The organism is Paludibaculum fermentans (genome assembly GCF_051172195.1).
GTDB lineage: Bacteria > Acidobacteriota > Terriglobia > Bryobacterales > Bryobacteraceae > Paludibaculum > Paludibaculum fermentans_A.
The window spans coordinates 190643-212014 of record NZ_JBPJAQ010000002.1; the positions used below are offsets into that span (position 1 = coordinate 190643).

The following is a 21372-nucleotide window of genomic DNA, read 5'->3' on the forward strand; positions in this document are numbered from 1 at the left end:
AACTGCCTTAGGGAATGATGGCCGTCTTCATGTGGCCGTTATGGCTCATCAGGTGGCGCATCACCTCGAGCAGGTTCGTGAGCGGCTCTTCCCGGTTGACGAAATCACGGGCGGTGATGTCGCCGCGGCTGACAATATCAAGAGCCTTGCGGATGTACGACGGAGTATGGTGGAAGCTCGCCACGCACTTGATCTCGCTGTAGTGCAGCATCTGCGTCTCCAGCATGATACGCGTGTCGCTGGGGCAGCCGCCAAAGAACTGGGCCGTCCCGCCGCGCCGCAGCAGGCGCACGGCGAGTTCCCAGGTTTCCGGATTGCCCACGGCTTCAATCACGACATCCGCCCCATACCCGCCGGTGAGCCCGCGCACCTGGCGCATCACATCCTCGGCATCGGTATTGAGCAGGGCATCGTGCGCGCCCATCCGCAGGGCGCGATCCAGTTGCGAAGTGCGGCGGCCCAGGGCGATCACCCTGGCGCCGTAAACTTTGGCGAGACGGACGAACATCAGCCCGATGGGGCCTTGGCCAATCACCACGACGTTGTCGCCGGGGCGTACATGGGTCTCTTCCAAACCCTTCAAAACACAGGCCAACGGTTCAATCAGGGCAGCATCCGGATAGCTCAGGTGACCGGGAATCTCGTAGAGGTTCCGCTGAACGATGCGAGCGGGAATACGAATGAACTCGGCGTACGCCCCATTGTTGAACAACAGGTCCTCGCAGAGATTCTCCAGACCCTTGCGGCAATAGAAACAGTTCAGGCAGGGCGCTGAGTTGGCTGCCACCACCCGCTGACCGGCGTGAAAGCCTTCCACATGCTCGCCTACGGCGACGATGTCGCCCGCCAACTCATGTCCAAACAAGGCCGGCGGGACGATCATTTTTGCGTGATACCCGCGACGGAAGACCTTAACGTCGGTGCCGCAGGTGAGTGCGGCCCGCACGCGCACGAGCACGTCGCCTTTTTCGATTTGAGGCACGGACACCTGTTCTACGCGCACCTGTTCACGCCCGTAGAGCACGGCCGCCATCATCTGCTTGTTCACTTAAGACAACCTCTGTGGCTGAACCATTATTTTCAACGATTTGCCGTCCGGATGCAACGCCAGACCAATGCCTTCCCGGATCTCAGAGAGCGGAAGTCTGTGAGAAACCAAATCTTCCACTGGCAAATCCCCGCTAAATACCAGACGAGCGGACTCGGCCTGAAGATCGACCGAAGCGCTGTAACACCCTAACAGCGTCCGCTCCATTTTGCAGATGTCAGCGCCGGAGAGTTCGATTCTTTCCGTGTCACTGGTCTGCGCAAACAGCAATATTTCGCCGCCGGGACGGGAGGACGCTATCGCCTGATCCACGATCCCTTTGGCCGAGGCGGCGACGAAAACCTGATCCACGCCGCGACCCTCCGTCAAAGCCTTACACAACCGCGCAACATCCTCCGTGCGCGGATCCCATGATTCGGCTGCGCCAAACCTGCGGGACAGCGCCAGCCGCTCTGGAATCGCGTCCGTCGCCAGGACAGTGGCTCCGGTCCGCTTCACCAGCATGGTAAACAACAGCCCAATCGGCCCTTGGCCTTGAACCAGCACCACGTCTCCGGGTTGCGGATTCATCTCCACTACCGCCTTCAGGCAGGTATTCACGGGCTCAACGAAACTTGCGACCTCGAACGAAACACCCTCAGGGATGAGTTCGACGCCGTCCCGGACAATCCAGTCCATCACACGGATGTACTGGGCAAATCCGCCGCCGGCGGGCTCAAACCCCGCTGTGATGCCAACCCTCTTGTAAGTTTCGCACTGTGCGTACAGTTTCTTCGAGCAATAAAAACATTTCTTACAAGGAATGTGGTGGAAAGCGATTACACGATCGCCCGTTCGATACTTCGTAACACCTTCACCCACCTGTACAACCACGCCCGCGGACTCATGCCCGTAGATGCGCGGCGGCGGCAGCAGGTCGTGTTCCACCTTCTTCAGGTCTGTGTGGCAGATACCGCAGGCTTCCACCCGCACCAGGATCTCTCCCGGTCCAATCTGAGGCACAGGCACGGGCTCCACACTGATGTAGCCCTTGCCCGTGTACACGGCAGCCATCATAGTGCCGTTGGGAGAACCGTTCAGTCTAGAATCGGCAGTCGGCAAGGAAATCCCCCAGGTTCGTAGAAGCGCGGCGGCAATGGGCATCCAGTCGCATCAAACCGGCGAAACTGGCAGGCCGCATCAGTAAAGCGGCCACAATGCGTCCGCGCGAAAAACGACCATCCCGGTCGCGATAAAGGTTGAAATCAAGTGGCATCTCATCGCGAGCGGTATCACTTACGACGCGGATGCAATAAAACGGAGTTTCCGATCTTTCCGCCCGTTCTGCGACGGCAGCGGCTTCCATCTCGACCACCGACGATCCTTCTGCCCACAGAGCGGCTTTCTCCGCCGCCGTGACGGCTACCCGGTCTACCGAAAGCAGGCGGCCCTGGGCATGCGGAGTCTCCGCATTGGTCATCGTCGATCCGAACTCGCGGCCCTGGTCGCGCGCTTCCACAGTGGAAGCCACAAACACCTGGCAGGCATCCAGGGCCGGGTCCAAAGCTCCACAAAATCCAGTACTTATGTAGGCCCGAGGCTCAACTTGACGGGCCGCCACGTCGGCCGCCGCTCCCGCCAGCCTGGGACCCGGGCCGTTGGCCGACAGGATCCACGCCACGCCGCCGATCTCGGCCCGCCTCGCAAACGTCACCGGCCAGTCGAGTTCCGACACGGATGACGCATGCCGCAGCAGCCCGTCAAACTCGCGGGCCTCGGCGGCGATCGCCACAATCGGATTGCCGTCAGCAGTAGCCATTTGCCTCAAACCAGGTCACCGCTTTTCGCAGTGCAAGATCAGCGCCAGACGGCCGGAAACCCAATTCCTTTTCCGCCTTGGCGCAACTCACCCACATCTTCTTGCGAGCCATTCGGACGGCGTCCAGCGGCACGCGCGGAGCCACCCCGCTAATATTCGCCCAAGCTGTTGAAAACGCACCCGCTACCAGTGCCACTAGCCACGGGATGCGCGTCTTGGGCGCGGTCTTGCCACTGATAGCAGCCAGCTTGCCCAATATCTGCTCCAAAGTCAGGTTCTCGCTACCCAGGATGTACCGTTCGCCCGATTTACCCCGCTCGCACGCCAGCCAGTGTCCGTCAGCCGTCTCTTTTGCGTCGATTATGTTCAATCCAGTGTCGACGAAAGCCGGGATGCGACCCGCCAGGAAATCCACAATGGTCTGCCCCGTCGGGGTCGGTTTCACGTCATGATCGCCCACCGGCGCGGTGGGGTTCACAATCACCACCGGGAAGCCCTCGTGGGCAAACCGCAAAGCTTCCTGCTCGGCCAGGAACTTCGAGCGTTTGTAGTGGCCGGTCATGTCTTCCAGGCTGACAGGGGTTGTCTCGTTGCCCAGTCCGCCCGGAACAAACCCAATGCAGCCTACTGTGCTGGTGTAAACCACTCGCTCCACACCGGCCTTGCGGGCCGCGCCCAGCAGGTTCCTGGTTCCGGAGACGTTGGAGTCGTACATCTCCTGTGGATTCCTGACCCACAGCCGGTAGTCGGCGGCAACGTGGAAGACCAGGCTGCAACCGGCTACGGCTCGCCGCAGGGAGTCCGCATCGCGCAGGTCGCCCGGCACGATCTCGACGTCCAAACCCCGCAGGTTCTCCGGCTTACGCGCCATGGCGCGCACGGGAATACCCCTCTCGACCAGCCCGCTTGCCACGTGCCAGCCGAGAAACCCCGAAGCGCCAGTCACCAACGCCGGCTTCAAGCTTTCGCCTCGCTAAGATCAGACCCCATGTGCTACCGCGGCGCCTTCCTCGCGCCGCTGTGCGGCCGTTGCGCTGTCACCTTCATGGGTGTACGGCGCCTCGTCCGCCCTTTAGTTTCATATATTCCGCCAGCGCAAGTGCGGGGAAAGAATGCCGGTACAGGTGGTAGGTGAGGTAGAACACGCGCGGGAACCCGGTTCCCGTGGCCAAATCCTCATCCCACCCTCCGTCCTGACGCTGATTCCGGATGAGGAAATCCACGCCCATGTGAACGCTCTCACTCGTCGTATCTCCGCCGGCCAGCAGGCCAAGCACTGCCCAAGCCGTCTGGGACGCCGTGCTCTCCGCCCCGACAAAAGTGCCGCGGGCATAGCTCTCGCAACTCTCGCCCCAACCGCCGTCGGCATTCTGGACGGAACGAAGCCATTCGCCGGCGCGCAATACCTCGGCCTCACGCTCGTCATACCCGGCCGCCCGCAAGCCGCGCAGGGCCAGGAAAGTCCCGTAAATGTAATCGACCCCCCAGCGGCCATACCAACTGCCGTCTGGTTCCTGCGATGTTCGCAGGTACTCCACGCCACGCCGCACCGCCGTGGAATCCTGCTTCACGCCCCACAGGCAAAGCGCTTCCAGCACCCGGCCCGTGATATCCGGGCAGGTGGGGTCCAGCATCGCGTTGTGGTCTGCAAAGGGCACTTCGCTCAGGCTGTGCGTGTCGTTATCCACGTCGAACGCAGCCCAGCCGCCATCCTTGCTCTGCATCGCCAGCAGCCAGTCGATCGCCCGGCCGACGGCAGCGTCGAATTCCGGCTTGCGGCTGGATCGCGTGTGAAACAGACCCAGCAGCACCATCGCCGTGTCGTCGATGTCTGGGTAAAATTCGTTGGCGAACTCAAAGTACCAGCCCGATGGCTGCGTGTTGGGCCGCTTAACGCTCCAGTCGCCCTTCTGGCGGACTTCCTTCGTCAGCAGCCAGTCGCCGCAGCGCCGCATACGCTCCTCGGGGGCAAAGCCCCCTTCTCCCAGCGAGTAGGCCGCGATGGCTGTGTCCCATACAGGAGAAAAGCATGGTTGGAAGAAGAACCGCTCGCCGTCGTCCACCAGCAGCGCGTCAAACTGCTTCTGCGCTTCGGCACGTTCCGGCGAATCGACGCCATACCCCAGCGAGTCCAACGCCATGATGGCGTACTGCATGCTCGGATAGATGGCGGCGAGCCCCTCGGAGTGACGGAAACGTTCTAAAATCCAATCCTTCGCCCTGGCGACCGCCTTGGCCCGGATGCTCCGCGGTCCCTGGCGCTCCCAAAACTTGACCAGCTTGTCCGTCATGAGGAAGCCGTTCTTCCAGGAGAAGAACGAGTCAGCCCGATGGAACGAAATGTCCGCGCCCGGCTTGAATAGCTCGCCCAGTTCGAATCCTTCAGGAACCGGGCGAGGATTGCCGAGCGTATTCGCCTGGACAATCGACAGCGGCACCACGATGGCCCTGGTCCAGGAAGACATCTCATACAGCAGATTGGCCGGCAGCAGCATGATTTCCGGCGGAACGCTGGGTACGTGCTGGCTCGGGAACAATCCGAACAGCGCCATATTGATCTTGACGTAGCTGTTGGCCGCCTGGATGCCCCCCAGGCTCAGAATCCGCTCCCGCAGCCGGACCATCCGGTCATCGTCCACCGGGATGCCCGCGAGTTTCAGAGCAAAGTACGCCTTCACGCTCGCGCTGCAATCGGAGGGACCCTTCGGGTAGATGGCGAATCCGCCGTCGGCGTTCTGGCGGGCCAGGATTGATGCCACCGCACGGTCGACTTTCGCACGGTCTGGCGGCACCCATTGCCCGTCACGCGGGGGGTGCAGCCACAGCAGCAGCAGCAGCCAGTCCGATTCCAATGTGGAGTCAGCCGTGAGGTCGCCCCACCAGTAGCCGGCCGGATCCTGTCGGGACAGCAGGTATTCAGAGGCGCTCCGCGCGGCTTTCGCCGTAGCGGTCAGTAATGCGTCCTCCACCTGCAATCCTGGGCTCATATCGTGGCCGGCGCCGCCGTAGATGTCGAGATTGTGGTGAGTTTGACCATGCCGCCCTGGAGTTCATGCGGCAGTTGGAACCGCACATCCTCGTCGACGATGTCCATCTCTTCCATGGTCGCGAATCCGCGATCCATCAGGTAGTGGATCAGATCCTGTACGAGATTCTCAGGCGCCGAAGCGCCCGCCGTCACCGATACCGTGTTCACGCCCTGCAGCCACTCCTCCTTGAGGAACGACTTGTCGTCAATCAGGTACGCGGGAACGCCCGTCTTTCCACACACTTCCACCAGTCGCTTGGAGTTCGAACTGTTCTGCGAACCCACAACCAACAGCAACTGGCAGAGCGGAGCCACCGCTTTCACCGCCATCTGGCGGTTCTCGGTGGCGTAACAGATGTCCTGCGACTTGGGCCCTTCCACCTTGGGGAAGCGGCGCCGCAGGATATCGATAATGCCGCGCGTCTCGTCCAGGCTCAGCGTCGTCTGGGTCAGGAAACAAACCCGATCGGGATTCGGGACTTGTACCGCCTCGGCATCCGCCTCGGTCTGGATGATGAAGGTATTCTTCGGCGCTTCGCCGAAGGTCCCTTCGATCTCCTCGTGTTCCTTGTGGCCGATCAGCAGGATGCCGTAGCCCTGGCGGGCAAACTTCACGGCTTCCAGGTGGACCTTGGTCACCAGCGGACAGGTGGCGTCGATCACTTCCAGTTGCCGTTCCTTCGCCTCGCCGCGGACAGCGGGCGACACACCATGCGCGCTGAAGATCAGGCGGTTGCCGGCCGGCACCTCGTGGAGGTCGTCCACGAAGATGGCGCCCAAACCCTTCAATTCTTCCACCACATGGCGGTTATGCACGATCTCCTTGCGTACGTAGATCGGCGCTCCATACACGTCCAGGGCGATTTTTACGACATCGATCGCTCGAACGACACCGGCGCAAAATCCCCGCGGACGCAGAAGGATGACCTTCTTCCCAGCGCTTCCGTTATTCTGCATAAAAGAGACTTAGCTCATTATAGCAACCGATGGGGCATCACCCGGCTGGACACCCCATCGTTTCGTCTCGTCTTTGCCTCTCGTTTGGATCCACAACGGCGCAACTATCCTGCGCAGTATGGGTTCAACGTAACTGCAGCTCAGTCACTTCCACTTTCCGGAACTCAACCGGACCGTGATCGCCCTGTAACATTAGCGGTCCCGGTTTGTCTTCCTCCGGGTCCATGCACATGGCCGTGGGTCCAACTACGTCCTTACGATCAATCACCTTTACGCCGTTCAGGATGACGGTCAGATCACGTCCGACCAGCCGCGCCGTTAACGTCTGCCACTCACCCGGGGCCTTGCTGGCGTTCGTCGACGGGGCGATGCGGCTGTACAACGCCCCATTCCCATGCCAGTCCGGAGCCTCGCCGAAGTTGTCGAAGATCTGGATTTCGTAACGGCCGCGCAATGCCAGGCCGCTGTTCGATCCCTTCGAATACCGGTATTCCAACTTGACCTCGAAGTTCCAGAACCTGGCCTCGCTCAACAGGTCGGACGCCTTCTCCCTGTTCTTCAGCACCCCGCCTTCGACATACCAGCCCGGCTCCGAGGCCAGCAGTTGACGCCACCCGGCCAGGCTTTTTCCGTCGAACAAAGCCACTGTTTGCCCGGCCTTCCACCGCCCGTCGTCGTGCTCATGGATCGCCGGAGCCCGCACACCCGTCCAGGGCAGGACTGGCGACACCTTGCCGGAGACTTCCTCTTCCCGAGTCCCCGACAACCGCCCGTCCTTCAGCCTGGCCCGGTATACCTGCTTCACCACGGGACTTTTGGCGTCCCGGCTGGAGGCGCGATTCTCGAAACGGAAACTGAGCTCGCCATCCTGGAGCTTCATTTCGCTGATGACATCCACCTGTCCGCCGGGCGCACCCACAAACGAGCCGTGCGGTTTGCCCGTGGCGGCCCCCTGCACCTCAAGCCACCACATCCGGCCTCGCGGGGTGTTCACCCGGATGTTCCAGCGGCCGTCGAAATTCGAGTCCTGCGCCGAGAGTCCCAGCATGGTGAAGGCAAAAAGCAGAATAGAGCGGGTCATCGAACGAATTATGGCAGATGTTCGATTCGCTCCAGCAGCGTAGCCAGGCGCGCCGCGTCATCCTTGCGCCCGCCGAACCGCAGCGCATTGTACACAGCCGTAAACTCTTTGACGATCTCGGCCAGCGCCTCACTGCGCACGCTGCGCGCAAACTCGGCCGGCGTCCAGGCCGGGGGCTTTTCCACCCCGCGCCGCTTGAGCTGTTTCAGCATCTCCCGGTAGATCAGCGCCGCATCGTGCGAATCCGCCTCACCGCGCAGCAGGCGGTTGCGGCCCACCCAGCGGATCCGCCACGCCCGGATGTGGGGCCAGGAAACCGCCAGCATCACCAGGCAGGCGATGGCAATGAAGATTCCGGCATACACCCGCGGATTGACCGTGGTGGCTTGCCGCGATGCCCTGGCGAAGCCGTTCCAAAGCGGCGAAAGCCAGTCGAGGCTCAGCCGGTGCCGCGACTGCTCCATCTTCAGCGCCAGCGTCAATTGGCGATCCAGATCGTAACCCAGCACCCACTCCTGCCAGAACATCTCCACGGCATCGGACCACAGGGCGAGTTGCGACAGCGGACCGCCTGAAGCCAGATTCGGGTCGGACGGCGTGGGATCGTACGTCACCCAACCCTGGCCGGGGATCCAGGCTTCCACCCAGCTATGGGCGTCCGAGGCCCGGATGACGCTCCAGCCGCTCAGCGGATTGTAGCTGCCGCTTTGGAAACCGGTGGCCACGCGCGAAGGCACCCACACGGCGCGCAACATCACCGCCATGGCCGACGCGAAGTACTCGCAGTGCCCCTGCCGCCGTTCAAACAGGAACGTCGCCAGCGGATCCTCCACCTCGTGCTCCAGCGGAGTCAGCGAGTAGCGGAAGTTATTCCGTAAGTACTGTTCGATGGCCCGCGCCCGCTCAGCATCCGTCTTGGCGCCGGCGGTAATCTGCTGTGCCAGGGCCGTCACCCGCTTGTCCAGCGGCGGCAGCCTCAGGTGGAAGTTGCGATCGTTCTCCGGCAGGCGTTCGAGGGCAGCATGGGTGGCAGCCGACAACCGCGGGCCGCCGCCCATCCGGCCGTTCAGGGGCTGCCAGCCAAAGGAGGCGTGCACCACATAGCGGAAGCCGTCGGGATCAATGAACGGAACACGGAGGGCGCCGCTCGGCATCTGTAGTACGATCTTCGACGGCACCCGCAGATACTCCGGCGTACCCGCGACAAAGATCGAATCCCCACCCGTCGAATTCAGCACCACCTCGTACGTCACGCGCTTGTAGCTCTGCTGCAGGTGCTCGTCATCCACCAGCTTCAGCAGGCCCATCTCGGGCCGCATTTCGCGCCCGGCCGACCGCGTGTTGTACCACTTCCAGTTGTTGAACTCAGACAGCGCGCTGCCGCGCCACTTCAGGCTGGGCGGATTGAAACCGTCTTCAAACCGGACATGCATCACCACCGTGCTCTGTCGCCGGATCTCGCCCACCTGGCCCAGCGTCACTTCACTGGCGAAGCCCGAAACGCTCTGCCGCCCCGGCAGCAGCCGCTCCAACGCCGCCCGTGCCGTACGCGGCAGCACGAAGAACAGGGCCATGGTGACGAACAGGATGCTGGTTGTGGTCAGCCCCGTAATCCAACCCAACCTCTTGCCGAACGCGCCGATGCCCACGGTCACCAGCGTCCGGTTCTCCCTCGCCTTCAGGATTTCCGTGCTGGCGAAGGTCGCCACCGTGCACAACAGGAACAGCGTCAGGAAGACAAAGAACGTCAAGTTGGTGGACAGGATGGAGGCGGCCAGCAGTTCCAGAAACGCGATGATCTTCAGGAAGAAGAAATCCCGCGGGCGGGTAGCGGTCAGCACTTTGACGATCGCCACGAAGAACACCATGTGGACCGTGGCGCGCAGGAAATCGCGAGAAATATACAGATAGTCCACCGGGTAGAAGCCGATGTAGAGCAACGTGACGGCCGTCACCCAGCGCGAGGCCACGTTCACTTTCCACCAGCCGGCCACCAGGAAGATGCGCAGCGCCAGCGCCATCCCGGCCAGCGCGGCGCTGGGGGCGTCGACGGCCCCGCCGCTCAGGCCCTGGCCCAGCAGCAGTGCGCAATATCCGCTCAGCAGCATCCCCAGCAGGGACACTTCGAAAAAGCGCCGGATCGCGCTCTCCTCGAATCCTACCGTCCGCCTCGCAGCCATTCGTTCTCCACCAGTTTGGTGAACTCCAGCAAAATCGACATCGACTCCGTCTCAGACGAACAGACCACAAACAGGTTGCCCTTGTGGAACACCGTGGAATTCCCTTCGTTCCGCCATTTCTGCCGTGCCTCGAAAGCGGAAGCCTCGGTCGACATCCCAAATACCTGCACCAGCACCATGCGATCCAACTGGCGGTAACTCGTCCTCACCCACTGCACCGGCTTCAGCGCCTGCAGGCTGGCCGGGACACCGGCGACGGCAGGTGTTTCCACGCCCGTCCGCTTCCAATCGGCGCCCAGCGCCAGCGGCGGTACGGGAATCAGGGGTTTGTGCGGCAGACTCGCGCAGGCGCCTAGCAGCAGTGCTGCCGCGCACAACCATAACCCTGCCGGAACTCTCATGTCCAAACCATATCATTACGCTTCTGTCTACGTGCGACTGTGTTACAACCAGAACGTGAATCTTGCCCTGTTCCACGATCTTCCTTCTTCCGCCGTCCACGCCGCACGCTTTGCCGAAGACCGGATCCTTTCCAAACTGCAGGCCATCGACGCCAAGGCGCGCCGTAAAGGCTTTGACGTCCTGGACGCCGCGCGCAGTCCGTTCGTCCGCATCGGCATGGAAACCACTCCAGACGGCAAGGTGACCAAGAACAGCCTCGGAGTCCTGCATCTGGCCTGGCTGGCCGCCCAGCACCCCGAGTGGCCCGAAACCGTCCAGGCCGAACTCGACGCCATTCGCGCCGCCATCAAACAGACGCACGGCAAGCAGCTCAAGTTCCTGATCTGGGCCGGAATGGGCGGCTCGGCCGAGGACAAGTCGATGTACAACGCGGCCGGCCTGCTGGCCAAAGGCCCCAAGTGCTATGTCCTCGACTCGACCGATCCCGCCAAGCTCAAGGCGATCCTGGCCGATATCACCAAGCGCTCCAAAGGTTCGCTCAAGGACGCCCTGCAGTCCTCCCTCATCGTCGGCATGGCGATGGGCATGACCTCCTACGAGCCGGTCGTCAATCTCGAGAAACTGGCGAAGCTGTATGAGAAGAATAAGCTCGACTCGCGCCCGAACTTCGTGTACCTGACCCTGCCCGGCTCGCTGCTCGACCAGTTTGCCGGCCCGCGCGGCTACCGCAAGGTGGAACTGCAGCTCGATAACGGCAACAGTACCGCCGGCCGCCATAGCGCCCCGCTGACGCGCGGCAGCCTCTATCCGCTCGGACTCGCCGGAGTCGACCTGAAGCAGTGGATCGCCGGCACCCAGCTCGACGAGCAGCAGATCCACACCGCCTGGTCGTTGTCGTCTTTCCTCCAGCAACAGGGCTCCGAAGGCCGCGACAAAGTCACGCTCGTCCTCTCCAAATCGCTCGCCGCCGCTGCGCTGTGGACCAAACAGAACTTTGAGGAGAGCCTGGGCAAGAGCGAAGAGCTGGGAATCAAGATCATCATCGGCGAACAGGCCCGCATGGCCGACTACCAGGCGCCGAAGCACCCCCTGCAGGACCGCGTCTTCCTCGTGGTGGAGCGCCAGGGCGAGCCCGCCTTCGACCGCCAGAAGATGGCCCTGCTCAAGCGTGCCGGCTATCCGCTGGCCGTGCTCACCATCCCGAAGGACAAGCCGCTGTCCTTCTACATGCAGACCATCCACTATGTGGTCTTCGGCCTCGCCTGGCTGCGCAAGATGAACTTCGTCACCCAGCCCAGCGTGGAGCTTTATAAATCCATCACCAATCCGCTCTACCAGAACGCCATCTTCCAGGGCGGCATCGAGAAGACGCCTGAATGGAAGCAGTTGAAGGAGTCGCCCCGCCAGATCAAGTGGCGCGGCGGCATCACCCTGCACTACGACCGGCTGCCCTGCGGCGTGGAATTGACCGATCGTGACGCCCCTTCCGCCTACGCCGCGCTGCTGCGGCAACTCTCCGCCGCCCGCACCATCGAGTACGGGGAACTGACGTTTTTCGGGGACACGCGCTATTCCGCCTCCGGCATCGCCCTGCGCAAGGTGTTGGACAAAGCGGCCGCCGATCTCTTTCGAGCCCGACTCAAGATGCCTGTCGACGTCTACGAAGGGCCGGCCATGAACCACTCCTTCCACGAGATGATCATCGGCCACGGCCGCTGCCTGTCCACCGTGCTGCTCAGTGAGAAAGCCGAGAAGATCCCTGAGGCCGGCTACACCGCCGACTATCACCGCGCCCAGTTCCTGGCCACCCAGATGGCGCTGGAACAGCGCGCGCGCCTCGTCGTTGCCATCACGTTGAAAGATCTGGAAGCGGCCTCGCTCAAAGCCCTGGCCGAGTTCTTCCGCGCGGCGGCCGTCGCGCTAAAGTAGGTCCTGACCCACCCCCTCAGGTACCATAGAGTCCGTATGGCGAAGATTAAGCCGGCGGGCGGAAAGAAAAAGCCCTCCGGTCCGAAGAACCCGGGCGCCGTGGGCTGCCTCATCCTAATAGGGTCGATACTTGTCCTCGTTTGTCTCGTGATGTACTTTTCCCTAGCACGTTCTTAGCGGAAGGACCCCACTATGCGCAGTGACCAGCGGCAGCCGGACCAACTCCGGCCTGTCAAGATCCAGACGAATTACCTGATGACCGCCGAAGGCTCGGCGCTGATCGAGGTCGGCTATACCCGCGTGTTGTGCGCCGCCAGCATCGAGGACAGCCTGCCCTCTTTCCTGCGCAACTCCGGCCGCGGGTGGGTCACGGCCGAATACGCCATGCTGCCGCGAGCCACGGCGGAGCGCACTCCGCGCGAAATCACCAAGGGAAAGCAATCGGGCCGCACCCACGAGATCCAACGGCTCATCGGCCGTTCCCTGCGCTCAGTGGTCGACATGGAAGCCCTGGGCGAGCGCACCGTTGTCATCGATTGCGACGTCATCCAGGCTGACGGCGGCACACGCACAGCGGCCATCACCGGCGGCTATGTCGCCCTGGCCCTGGCGGTCAAGAAGCTGCTGGAATTCGGTGTCCTCAAACGCAATCCGCTGCGCGACCTCATCGCCGCCACCAGCGTCGGCGTCGTCAAGGGCGCCAGCCTGCTCGATCTCTGCTATGAAGAAGACTCCGCCGCCGAGGTGGACATGAACGTCGTCATGACCGGCGCCGGTGAGTTCGTCGAACTCCAGGCCACCGCCGAAAAACTGAGTTTCAAGGACGACCGCCTGCTCGAAATGATCGCCCTGGCCCGCAAAGGCCTGGCCGAGCTCTTTGAGCTGCAGAAGGCCGCCATACAAGGAAAATGATCATTCGCTGCGCAACTACTAACTCCGGGAAGGTCCGTGAATTTCACATGGCCGCCGCCCACTTCGGCTATCCGGAGATTGACATCCAACTGCTCGAAAATATGAAGTCGATTCCGCCGGCCGTGGAAGACGGCGAGTCGTTTGATGAGAACGCCATCAAGAAGGCGCTGCACTACTCGAAGCATACAGACGACCTCGTCTTTGCCGACGACTCCGGACTCGAAGTGGACGCCCTCGACGGCGCACCCGGCGTACTCTCCGCCCGCTACAGTCCCGAAGGCACCGACGAGGCCAACAACCGCCTGCTGATCGAAAACCTGCGCGACCAGGACGACCGCATCGCCCGCTTTGTCTGCGTCATCGCTTTGGCGCGCAAAGGCGAACTGGTCGGCATGTTCAAGGGCGACGTCGAAGGCATCATCCTCGACGAAGCCGCCGGCCCGAACGGTTTCGGCTACGACCCCCACTTCTTCTACCCGCCGTTCAACTCCACGTTCGGAGAAGCGAGCGAAGAGAAAAAGATGTCGGTCAGCCACCGCGGCCAGGCGCTTAAGGCCATGCTGGCCTTCGTTTCAAAAATGTGATTTGAGAGCGGGCTGCGGGACGGTCCACGCGCCGCAGCCTCCACTCGCTCCAGTCACTTCTTGCCGCGCAGCTTCCACAGACTCCAGCCAATGAGAGTCTTCGCGTCGCAGATCTCGCCCTTTTCGATCATCTCGCCCATCTGCTTCCAGGTGAACCAGCCGCACTCGATGCGCTCGTCGTCCATCGGTGTCGCCGCGCCGGCCTTCAACTCCTGGGCCACGTAAATCGTCATCGCCTCGGCCACGAAGCCCGGGCTGGGGTAGAACTTCGTCAGCTTGGTCCACTTCTTCGCGCGGTAGCCGGTCTCTTCGATCAGCTCCCGTTTGGCGGCCTGCAGTGGCGTCTCCCCCGGATCCAGCCGGCCCGCCGACAGCTCCCATAGATACTTCCGGGCCGGCAGCCGGTATTGACGCACCAGCAGCACCCGCCCCTTCTCGTCCACAGGCATGATCACAGCCGAGCCGTCGTGCTGCACAATGGCCCGCTTGATCTCGAAGCCATCCGGATCCAGGGCATGGTCCATCGTCACGCGGAAAATCGGAGTGTCCAGCAGCTTCTCCGATGAAATCAGTTTCATGGGCATACGTTCTATTTCCGCACTGCCGCGGCAAACTCCGCAACGCCGCGCGTGTTCATGACGTCGTTTTTCGTCAGCCACCCGCGCCGCGCCATCTTGACGCCATACTTCATATTTGCCAGGTGCTTCGGGTGATGCGCATCGGTCGAGATGGTGAACTTCACACCCAGCGTCTTCGCGCGCCGCAGCAGGTTGGCCGAAAGGTCCAGCCGCTCCGGACTCGCATTCACCTCCATCCAGACACCTCGCCTGGCCGCCTCGCACGCCACCCTGTCGAAATCATAGGTGTACGCCTCGCGGTGCAGCAAAACCCGGCCCGTGGGATGCCCCAGAACTTTCACCGACGGGCTCTGCATACAGCGCAGCAGCCGCTCTGTCATCTCAGAGGTTTCGATGTTCATGTAGCCATGGACGCTCGCCACCACCCAGTCCAGCTCGGCCAGCGCGTCCTCGCTCAAGTCCATCCGGCCGTCCCGCAGGATGTCGCACTCCAGCCCGGAGAAGATGCGGATGCCGCGATCCTCCTTGTTGAACTCGCGCACCTGGGCGGCAAACTGCACCGCACGCGCCTCGTCCAGCCCGTTGGCCATGGCCAGCGCCTTGGAGTGATCCGTGATGGCAATGTACTCATACCCCATCGTCTTGGCGGCCTCGGCCATCTCTTCCAACGTGGCCCGGCCATCACTCTCGCGGGTATGCATGTGCAGGTCGCCGCGCAGGTCTTCCAACTCAATCAACTCCGGCAGTTGACGCTTTTCGGCCGCCTCGATCTCGCCCTGGTTCTCGCGCATCTCCGGCGGGATCCACGCCAGCCCCAGCGCCTCGTAGATCTCTTCCTCGGTCGCGCCGGCCACGCGGGTTTCGTCGCTGATCCTGAACAGCCCGTACTCGTTCAGCGTCAGGCCCATCTTCTGGGCTCGCTGCCGCAGCGCCACATTGTGTTCCTTATTGCCCGTGAAATACTGCAGCGCCGCGCCATAGCACTCCGCCGGGACGGCCCGCACATCCACCTGCAACCCTTCTAGCCCATATAGGGCCGAAGCCTTGGTGGATCCCTGGCCCAGCACGTCGTGCACCCTCGGGTGCTTCACAAACTTAGCCAGCGCTGCTTCCGCGTCGTCGCCGGTCACCAGCAGGTCCAGGTCGCCCACGGTCTCGCGGCCGCGCCGGAAACTGCCAGCCGCGGTCGCACCCAGGTAGGTGCCCAGTTCTTCGGCTGCCGCCGCGGCGTAGTTCATCAGGAAACGCCCGGCGCTCTGGCGGTACTGGCTGATCCCCTTCAGGATCTTGTCTTCCAGTTTTGCCCCCATGCGCGGCAGGTCCTGCAATTTGTGATCCCTGCACAGCCGCTCCAGGTCCTCCAAAGTGCTAACCCGGAAGTGTTCCCACAGAGTTCGTACCGTCTTTGGCCCAAGTCCCTGAATCCGCAGCATCTCCAGCGCCGTTGGGGGATACTTCTCCAGCATCTCGTCGCGCCGCGCGAACGAACCGCGCGTCACGATCTCCTTCAGCGCCTCAGCAATTCCTTTGCCAATGCCCGCGATATCCGTCACCTTGCGGTCCGGATCTGTCACGATGTCCGCAATTCTTTCCGGATAGCCTTCGATCACGCTGGCTGCGTTCCTGTAGCTGCGAATGCGGAATCCGTCTTCTCCGCCTATCTCCATCAAGTCGCCGGTCTCGGCCAGCATCCGCGCAATCTCAAGATTCTCCATGCCATTCCCTTTCTCCATAGGGCTCCACGTGAACAAGCACGTCCGCAACCCATGGCAAATCTGCCTTTACCTTGTTACGTACCTCCTCTGCAATTGAGTGGCCGCGGCGTACGCTCAAATCAGGATCCACCTCCAGGTGGAGGTCCACGTGATACCGCAAGCCCGTCTTGCGCGCGTAACATTTCTCCACGTCCAGGGCCCCCCGTACGGAGATCGCCGACTTCCGGATGTCGTTCATCCGCTCGTCGTCGGGCATCGTGTCCATCAGGGTCAGGGAGGTCTCCCGCACCACCTGCAGGCCCAGCACGATGACGATCAAGCCCACCGCGGCGCCGCCGTAATGGTCCGCCGCCAGAAATCGTACTGGATCGTACAGGGTCAGGGAGAGAGCAATCAGCGCGACCGTGCCGGACAGGATGTCGACTGTATCGTTCCACGCGTCCGCCACAATCGCAGAACTGCCGATGCTGCGCCCTACCTTGAACTTGTAAGTGGATAGCGTAGCCTTCAGGATCACGCTGGCGATCAGCGGCCAAACGGCGTAGAAGTGCGGAGGAGTGTGCGTGGCCTCGATATTCTGCAGCGAATGCCAGGTGATCAGCGCGCCCACAGCCGCCAGGGCCATGCCTACACCCAACCCCGTCAGGGTCTCGAACCGTCCATGCCCATAGGGATGGTTGTCATCGGGTGGCCGTGCCGCCACACTCAGGCCCAGCAGGATGAAGCCCGAGGCCAGCACGTCGCCGGCGCTCTCCACGCCGTCGGCCAGAACGGAGTTCGAACCGCCCAGCCAGCCCGCCAATAGCTTGGCTATGGCGAGGCCGCCGCTCACCCCCATGCTGAGAATCGATACTTTCTTGCCGAGATCTTCCGCTTGCGCCACCAACCAGAATGTACCGCAACCTGGAAGGCCTACGGTGAGCCTGCCCCCGGCACAGGTTCCATGACTCATCCGCACTGGAACCGAAACCCCTTTCGTCATGAGGCACTTGCCCGATCCTTGCAATCGGGATTACACTCATGGGCAGCCCAATCAAACGGCGGAACCTCGATCCGTCCGCTTTGGTCGGCTAAGTGGCATGGGTGATTTGTGCCCCGATGGGTACGGCTTCCATGCCCAGCGTAGATCCTCGGAACGGTCACGCAATTTGCAGGCAGAGAAGGGAGGGCCAAAACAATATGGACGAAATGAGAAAGGCCCCATTGGGTCCCAAGCGGCCCGGCGCTGAGAAGCAGGCTCAAAACATACAGGAAGCTTTCCTGAACAATGCCAGGAAGGAAAAAACCTTCCTGACCATCTACCTCATGAGCGGCGTTAAGCTCTCGGGCCGTATTAAAAGCTTCGATAAGTATTCGGTCATCCTGGAAACGAACAATCAGGAACAGCTGATCTTCAAACACGCTATCTCCACCGTCGTGATTTCGAAGCCGGCTCACACCTTGTCCGGTCACCCATCACCATCCACAGGTGCGCCCGGAGTCCCCGCGGCTCCCGTCAATGACGGTTCGGAGGTCTAACACACTCGTTGCCTGAACAAAGCCGAGAGCGGGCCATTCTGGTGGCCGTGGAGTTAACCGGACGAAGAAAAGAGCCGGATGCTCCAGAACCGGAAGAGTCTCTTCAGGAGCTGGCGACCCTGGCCGAAAGTGCCGGGGCACAGATCATCGAAAAGATACTGCAGAGCCGCGCCACGTTCGATCAAGCCACATTGATCGGGTCGGGTAAGCTCGAAGAACTGCGCTCGGTTGTGAAGGCGATGGATGTGGACGTGGTCATCGTCGACCACGAGTTGGGCGGCACCCAGCAGCGCAATCTGGAACGGTCTCTGGACTGCAAAGTTGTCGACCGTACCCAATTGATTCTGGACATTTTTGCCCATCGTGCCCGCACCCGGGAAGGGCAGTTGCAGGTGGAGCTCGCCCAGCTCAACTACCTGCTGCCGCGCCTTACCGGCAAGGGCATCGCCATGTCCCGGCTCGGCGCCGGTATCGGCACGCGCGGTCCTGGCGAAACCAAACTCGAGACGGACCGCCGCCGGATCCACCATAGAATCAAGCGGATCCAGCACGATCTCGATGCGGTGCGCGGTTCGCGCGGCATCCAGCGCCGCCTGCGCCAGGCCGTACCATTGCAGACGCTCGCCCTCGTGGGTTATACGAACGCCGGCAAGTCCACGCTTTTCAACCGGTTGACGGGGGCCGGCGTTCTCGCCGATGCCCGTATGTTCGCCACCCTCGATCCCACCGTCCGCCAGGTCCAGTTGCCCAGCCGCCGCCGTATCCTGCTCAGCGACACGGTCGGCTTCATTCGTCAGCTTCCTACTACGCTTGTCCAGGCCTTTCGCGCCACCCTCGAAGAGGTGACCGAGGCCGCCCTGCTGTTGCACGTCGTCGACGCCTCATCCGCCGCCGCCGCCGGACACAGTTCTCACGTGCGGCGCGTCCTGAACGAAATCGGGGCCGAGAACACGCCCCAAATCCTGGTGCTGAACAAAGCCGATCTGCTGGGCGGTACGGGCGAGAGCCCGGCTACTCTGCTGAGGCGGCTCTCCGGCGAGGCCGGCGGCGCCCCCTGCGTGTCCGTCTCCGCCCACAACGGAGACGGCGTCAGCGAATTGTTGGATCTGGTCGACCGGATGTTGCCCGAAGATCCCATCGAGTTCGCCACCTTCCACATCCCGGTTACGGATTTGGGTGTCGTTCATTTGCTCCATGAGTTCGCCAGAGTCACATCGGAGCGCTATCTTGCCGACTATTGTGAGGTCGAGGCTGAGGTCTCGGCTTCCGTTCTGCGGCGCGTTGCTCAATACAGGGTGGCTCAAACTGTACGAGACACGGCACCATTCGTCTGATCCTCGCCGTTTTCCAAAGCCTGTGGAAAACGTTGTGGATATTGCTTGGAACTCCTGTGAAGTAGTTCAAAATAAGCAACTTACGGGTCAGGTAATTTCCACAGGCAAAGCTAGGTTGTTCATTCTTTTGAGGACCTTAAGCACCCCGACTTATCCTTCCGCCACAGGTCAGGATTGGACTCGGACTGTTCTTCGAGTCCGAAGCAGGAGAAACCCATCCAATGGGTTGGTGTCAGCCTCGGTTTGGTTTATCTTGGGTGGAGGCCGATGAATATCCCTAACGCACTCACGCTGCTGCGGATCTTCTTCGTGCCCATGCTTGTCGCCGTTCTGGTGCAGGACGACTCCGTCTACCAGATATTCGGCTACAACCTCACCAACGATATCGTCGCCCTGTTGATCTTTCTGGCCGCCGCATTTACCGACCTTCTGGACGGTTACCTGGCGCGCCGCTGGAACCAGATCACCACCGTCGGCATGCTGCTCGATCCCATCGCCGACAAGTTGCTGATATCGGCCGCTTTGATCTCCCTGGTGCAGGTGCACCGCGTGCCTGGCTGGATGGCTGTTCTCATCATCGGCCGCGAGTTTGCGGTTTCCGGTCTGCGCAGCATCGCCGCCAGCGAAGGCTACACCATCCAGGCCAGCGACCTGGGTAAGACCAAGATGGTCACGCAGGTATTGGCCATCTCCCTGACTCTTGCCGCCGAAGATCACCGCTGGCTTCTGGGCCCGGCCAACTTCTGCCTGTGGGGCACCATGATCTTCGCCCTGGCTTCCGCCGCCGACTATGCCCGCAAGTTCTGGCACCTTATCGACGAGAGCATCAAGGAACGCCGCCGCTCGGAACTTCTCCGGTTGGAAAAAGACCGTCAGAAGGTCGCCATGAAGGCGGCTGCGGTCTCTCGCGAACGCAGCCGCTGATCACCCCGGACTTTTACTGCGTCTCCACTTCCTTCCGCCACCGCATCAACAAAGTCTGGAGCTCGTCCAGGACCACCGGGTTTTCCCGGCGCAGATTACGGGATTCCCCCGGATCCACATCCAGATTCGACAGGAACGCCGAGTCCTCGCCCTCCAGCGGCTTCTGGCCCTCCGGTGTACCGTCGTGGGTCACACCATTCAGCACCAGCTTCCATTTGCCTTTGCGAATAGCGAGTTGCGGTCCTTCGGCCCAGGCCAGGAACTCGTGCTCCGAGGCTGCGCCCGTCGTCAGCACCGGCCACAGGTTCTTGCCGTCCAGCTTGCGGTCAGCCGGTGGATCCACCCCTGCGGCATGGCAGATGGTGGGCAGGATGTCCGTCGTCAAAGCCAGTTGATTCAGTTGTTTGCCAGCCGGGATGTGACCAGGCCAGTTCATCAGGGCCGGCACGTGCATGCCGCCGTCGAAGGTGCTGAATTTGTAGCCCCGGAACGGCAGGTTGCGCCCGGCCGAAGCCAGGTTCTGGCCAAGACCGGCACGCCGTTCCGTCGTGGCGCCGTTATCGCCCACCAGGAATAGCAGCGTCCGTTCGCGCTGGCCGGTGCTCTCCAGGGCCGACACCATCGCCCCTATCTGGTCGTCCGCCGCCGACAGCATGGCTGCGTACATCTTTCGATCCGCCGGCAGGTTGGGGAAGCGGTCGAGGTACTTCTGCGGAGCGTGCATCGGATAGTGCACGGCATTGAACGCGGTGTATAGAAAGAAGGGCTGCTGCCGCCGCTGCCGGATGAAGCCCACGGCCTCTTCCCCTATGCGCTCAGTGAGATAGCGGCCATCTTCGAAGATCTCCTGGCGGTTGCGCCACAGATCGTGGAAGTTGGCGCGCTTCGGTTCACCCCAGTAGTAGCGGTGCGAGTAGTAGTCGACGCAGCCTTCCAGAAACCCGTAAAACGAATCGAACCCATGCGCATTCGGTACGGTTTCCGGTGTACTCCCCAGGTGCCACTTGCCGCACAGACCGGTGTTGTAACCACCGCCCTTCAGTACGGTGGCGATGGTCTTTTCGCTGGGCGGCAGCGGCCGGCCATTGCCGGCAACCCCATTCCGCAGCGGATACCGGCCAGTCATCAGGGCGCCCCTGGCCGGTGCGCAAACCGGAGCGCACGAATACCAGTTCGAGAAGGTCGTGCCGCCCGCGGCCAGTTTGTCGATATTGGGGGTCTGCAGATCCTTCGCGCCCAGGTAGCCGAAGTCGCGGACCCCCAGGTCGTCGAACATCATGACGACGATGTTTGGTTTGCCCGCGGGGGCCGGCCGTTGGGCCGACACACCCAGGGTGGTGACGGCGCTGCCCAGCAGCGCCCTGCGTGAGAATTGGTCCGTCAT

19 protein-coding genes are annotated in these 21372 nt (G+C 62.0%); 6 read left to right on the forward strand and 13 right to left on the reverse strand.

Annotated elements, in window-relative coordinates; genetic code table 11:
• Positions 1-7: 7 nt before the first annotated feature.
• The 9 genes from ACR9Y2_RS27435 to ACR9Y2_RS27475 form a co-directional block, all read right to left on the reverse strand.
• Positions 8-1048, reverse strand: coding sequence for a zinc-binding dehydrogenase (locus ACR9Y2_RS27435; RefSeq protein ID WP_435045065.1), 1041 nt, complete (start codon positions 1046-1048; stop codon positions 8-10).
• On the reverse strand, positions 1049-2191 hold the full coding sequence (locus tag ACR9Y2_RS27440; RefSeq protein ID WP_435045066.1) for an alcohol dehydrogenase catalytic domain-containing protein: 1143 nt from the start codon (positions 2189-2191) through the stop codon (positions 1049-1051).
• Entirely contained in the window at positions 2130-2846 is a 717-nt protein-coding gene (locus ACR9Y2_RS27445; protein ID WP_435045067.1) for a hypothetical protein, read from the reverse strand. Before ACR9Y2_RS27445 ends, ACR9Y2_RS27440 begins: the two co-directional genes overlap by 62 nt.
• A complete protein-coding gene (gene hpnA / locus ACR9Y2_RS27450; protein WP_435045068.1) occupies positions 2833-3807 on the reverse strand; it encodes a hopanoid-associated sugar epimerase in 975 nt (324 codons plus the stop codon). The genes ACR9Y2_RS27445 and hpnA overlap by 14 nt, the downstream gene beginning before the upstream one ends.
• Positions 3808-3889: 82 nt before the next feature.
• Positions 3890-5815: a squalene--hopene cyclase gene (gene shc / locus ACR9Y2_RS27455; RefSeq protein WP_435045069.1), complete on the reverse strand. Its 1926-nt coding sequence runs from the start codon at positions 5813-5815 to the stop codon at positions 3890-3892.
• A gap of 14 nt (positions 5816-5829) precedes the next feature.
• The gene (locus tag ACR9Y2_RS27460) at positions 5830-6831 is read right to left on the reverse strand and encodes a 4-hydroxy-3-methylbut-2-enyl diphosphate reductase (protein ID WP_435045070.1); all 1002 of its coding nucleotides are present in this window, start codon (positions 6829-6831) and stop codon (positions 5830-5832) included.
• A 124-nt stretch (positions 6832-6955) separates the two neighbouring features.
• On the reverse strand, positions 6956-7912 hold the full coding sequence (locus ACR9Y2_RS27465) for a 3-keto-disaccharide hydrolase (RefSeq protein WP_435045071.1): 957 nt from the start codon (positions 7910-7912) through the stop codon (positions 6956-6958).
• A gap of 8 nt (positions 7913-7920) precedes the next feature.
• Positions 7921-10092, reverse strand: a complete 2172-nt coding sequence (locus tag ACR9Y2_RS27470) for a transglutaminase TgpA family protein (protein ID WP_435045072.1) — start codon at positions 10090-10092, stop codon at positions 7921-7923.
• A complete protein-coding gene (locus tag ACR9Y2_RS27475) occupies positions 10071-10493 on the reverse strand; it encodes a hypothetical protein (RefSeq protein WP_435045073.1) in 423 nt (140 codons plus the stop codon). Before ACR9Y2_RS27475 ends, ACR9Y2_RS27470 begins: the two co-directional genes overlap by 22 nt.
• Between ACR9Y2_RS27475 and ACR9Y2_RS27480 the strand changes: the two genes are divergently transcribed.
• The 3 genes from ACR9Y2_RS27480 to rdgB all read left to right on the forward strand — a co-directional run bounded on the left by ACR9Y2_RS27480 (position 10492) and on the right by rdgB (position 13919).
• Entirely contained in the window at positions 10492-12423 is a 1932-nt protein-coding gene (locus tag ACR9Y2_RS27480) for a hypothetical protein (RefSeq protein WP_435045074.1), read from the forward strand. The genes ACR9Y2_RS27475 and ACR9Y2_RS27480 overlap by 2 nt on opposite strands.
• A gap of 192 nt (positions 12424-12615) precedes the next feature.
• Positions 12616-13335, forward strand: a complete 720-nt coding sequence (rph, locus tag ACR9Y2_RS27485; protein WP_435045075.1) for a ribonuclease PH — start codon at positions 12616-12618, stop codon at positions 13333-13335.
• Positions 13332-13919: an RdgB/HAM1 family non-canonical purine NTP pyrophosphatase gene (gene rdgB / locus ACR9Y2_RS27490; protein WP_435045076.1), complete on the forward strand. Its 588-nt coding sequence runs from the start codon at positions 13332-13334 to the stop codon at positions 13917-13919. Before rph ends, rdgB begins: the two co-directional genes overlap by 4 nt.
• A gap of 53 nt (positions 13920-13972) precedes the next feature.
• Here rdgB and ACR9Y2_RS27495 read toward each other — a convergent pair whose 3' ends face one another.
• The 3 genes from ACR9Y2_RS27495 to ACR9Y2_RS27505 are packed head-to-tail and all read right to left on the reverse strand — an operon-like array spanning position 13973 to position 17095.
• Entirely contained in the window at positions 13973-14497 is a 525-nt protein-coding gene (locus ACR9Y2_RS27495; RefSeq protein ID WP_194452729.1) for an NUDIX hydrolase, read from the reverse strand.
• Between the two features lie 11 nt (positions 14498-14508).
• Positions 14509-16212, reverse strand: a complete 1704-nt coding sequence (polX, locus tag ACR9Y2_RS27500; protein ID WP_435045077.1) for a DNA polymerase/3'-5' exonuclease PolX — start codon at positions 16210-16212, stop codon at positions 14509-14511.
• Complete coding sequence (locus ACR9Y2_RS27505) at positions 16199-17095, reverse strand: cation diffusion facilitator family transporter (RefSeq protein WP_435045078.1); 897 nt, start codon at positions 17093-17095, stop codon at positions 16199-16201. Before ACR9Y2_RS27505 ends, polX begins: the two co-directional genes overlap by 14 nt.
• Positions 17096-17391: 296 nt before the next feature.
• Between ACR9Y2_RS27505 and hfq the strand changes: the two genes are divergently transcribed.
• The 3 genes from hfq (at position 17392) to pgsA (ending at position 19988) form a co-directional block, all read left to right on the forward strand.
• Entirely contained in the window at positions 17392-17730 is a 339-nt protein-coding gene (gene hfq, locus ACR9Y2_RS27510) for an RNA chaperone Hfq (RefSeq protein WP_435045079.1), read from the forward strand.
• 8 nt (positions 17731-17738) lie between these two features.
• The gene (hflX, locus tag ACR9Y2_RS27515) at positions 17739-19064 is read left to right on the forward strand and encodes a GTPase HflX (protein ID WP_435045080.1); all 1326 of its coding nucleotides are present in this window, start codon (positions 17739-17741) and stop codon (positions 19062-19064) included.
• A 267-nt stretch (positions 19065-19331) separates the two neighbouring features.
• The gene (gene pgsA, locus ACR9Y2_RS27520) at positions 19332-19988 is read left to right on the forward strand and encodes a CDP-diacylglycerol--glycerol-3-phosphate 3-phosphatidyltransferase (RefSeq protein ID WP_435045081.1); all 657 of its coding nucleotides are present in this window, start codon (positions 19332-19334) and stop codon (positions 19986-19988) included.
• Positions 19989-20001: 13 nt separating this feature from the next.
• On the opposite strand, the gene ACR9Y2_RS27525 is transcribed toward pgsA, so the two are convergent.
• Complete coding sequence (locus ACR9Y2_RS27525; protein ID WP_435045082.1) at positions 20002-21372, reverse strand: sulfatase-like hydrolase/transferase; 1371 nt, start codon at positions 21370-21372, stop codon at positions 20002-20004.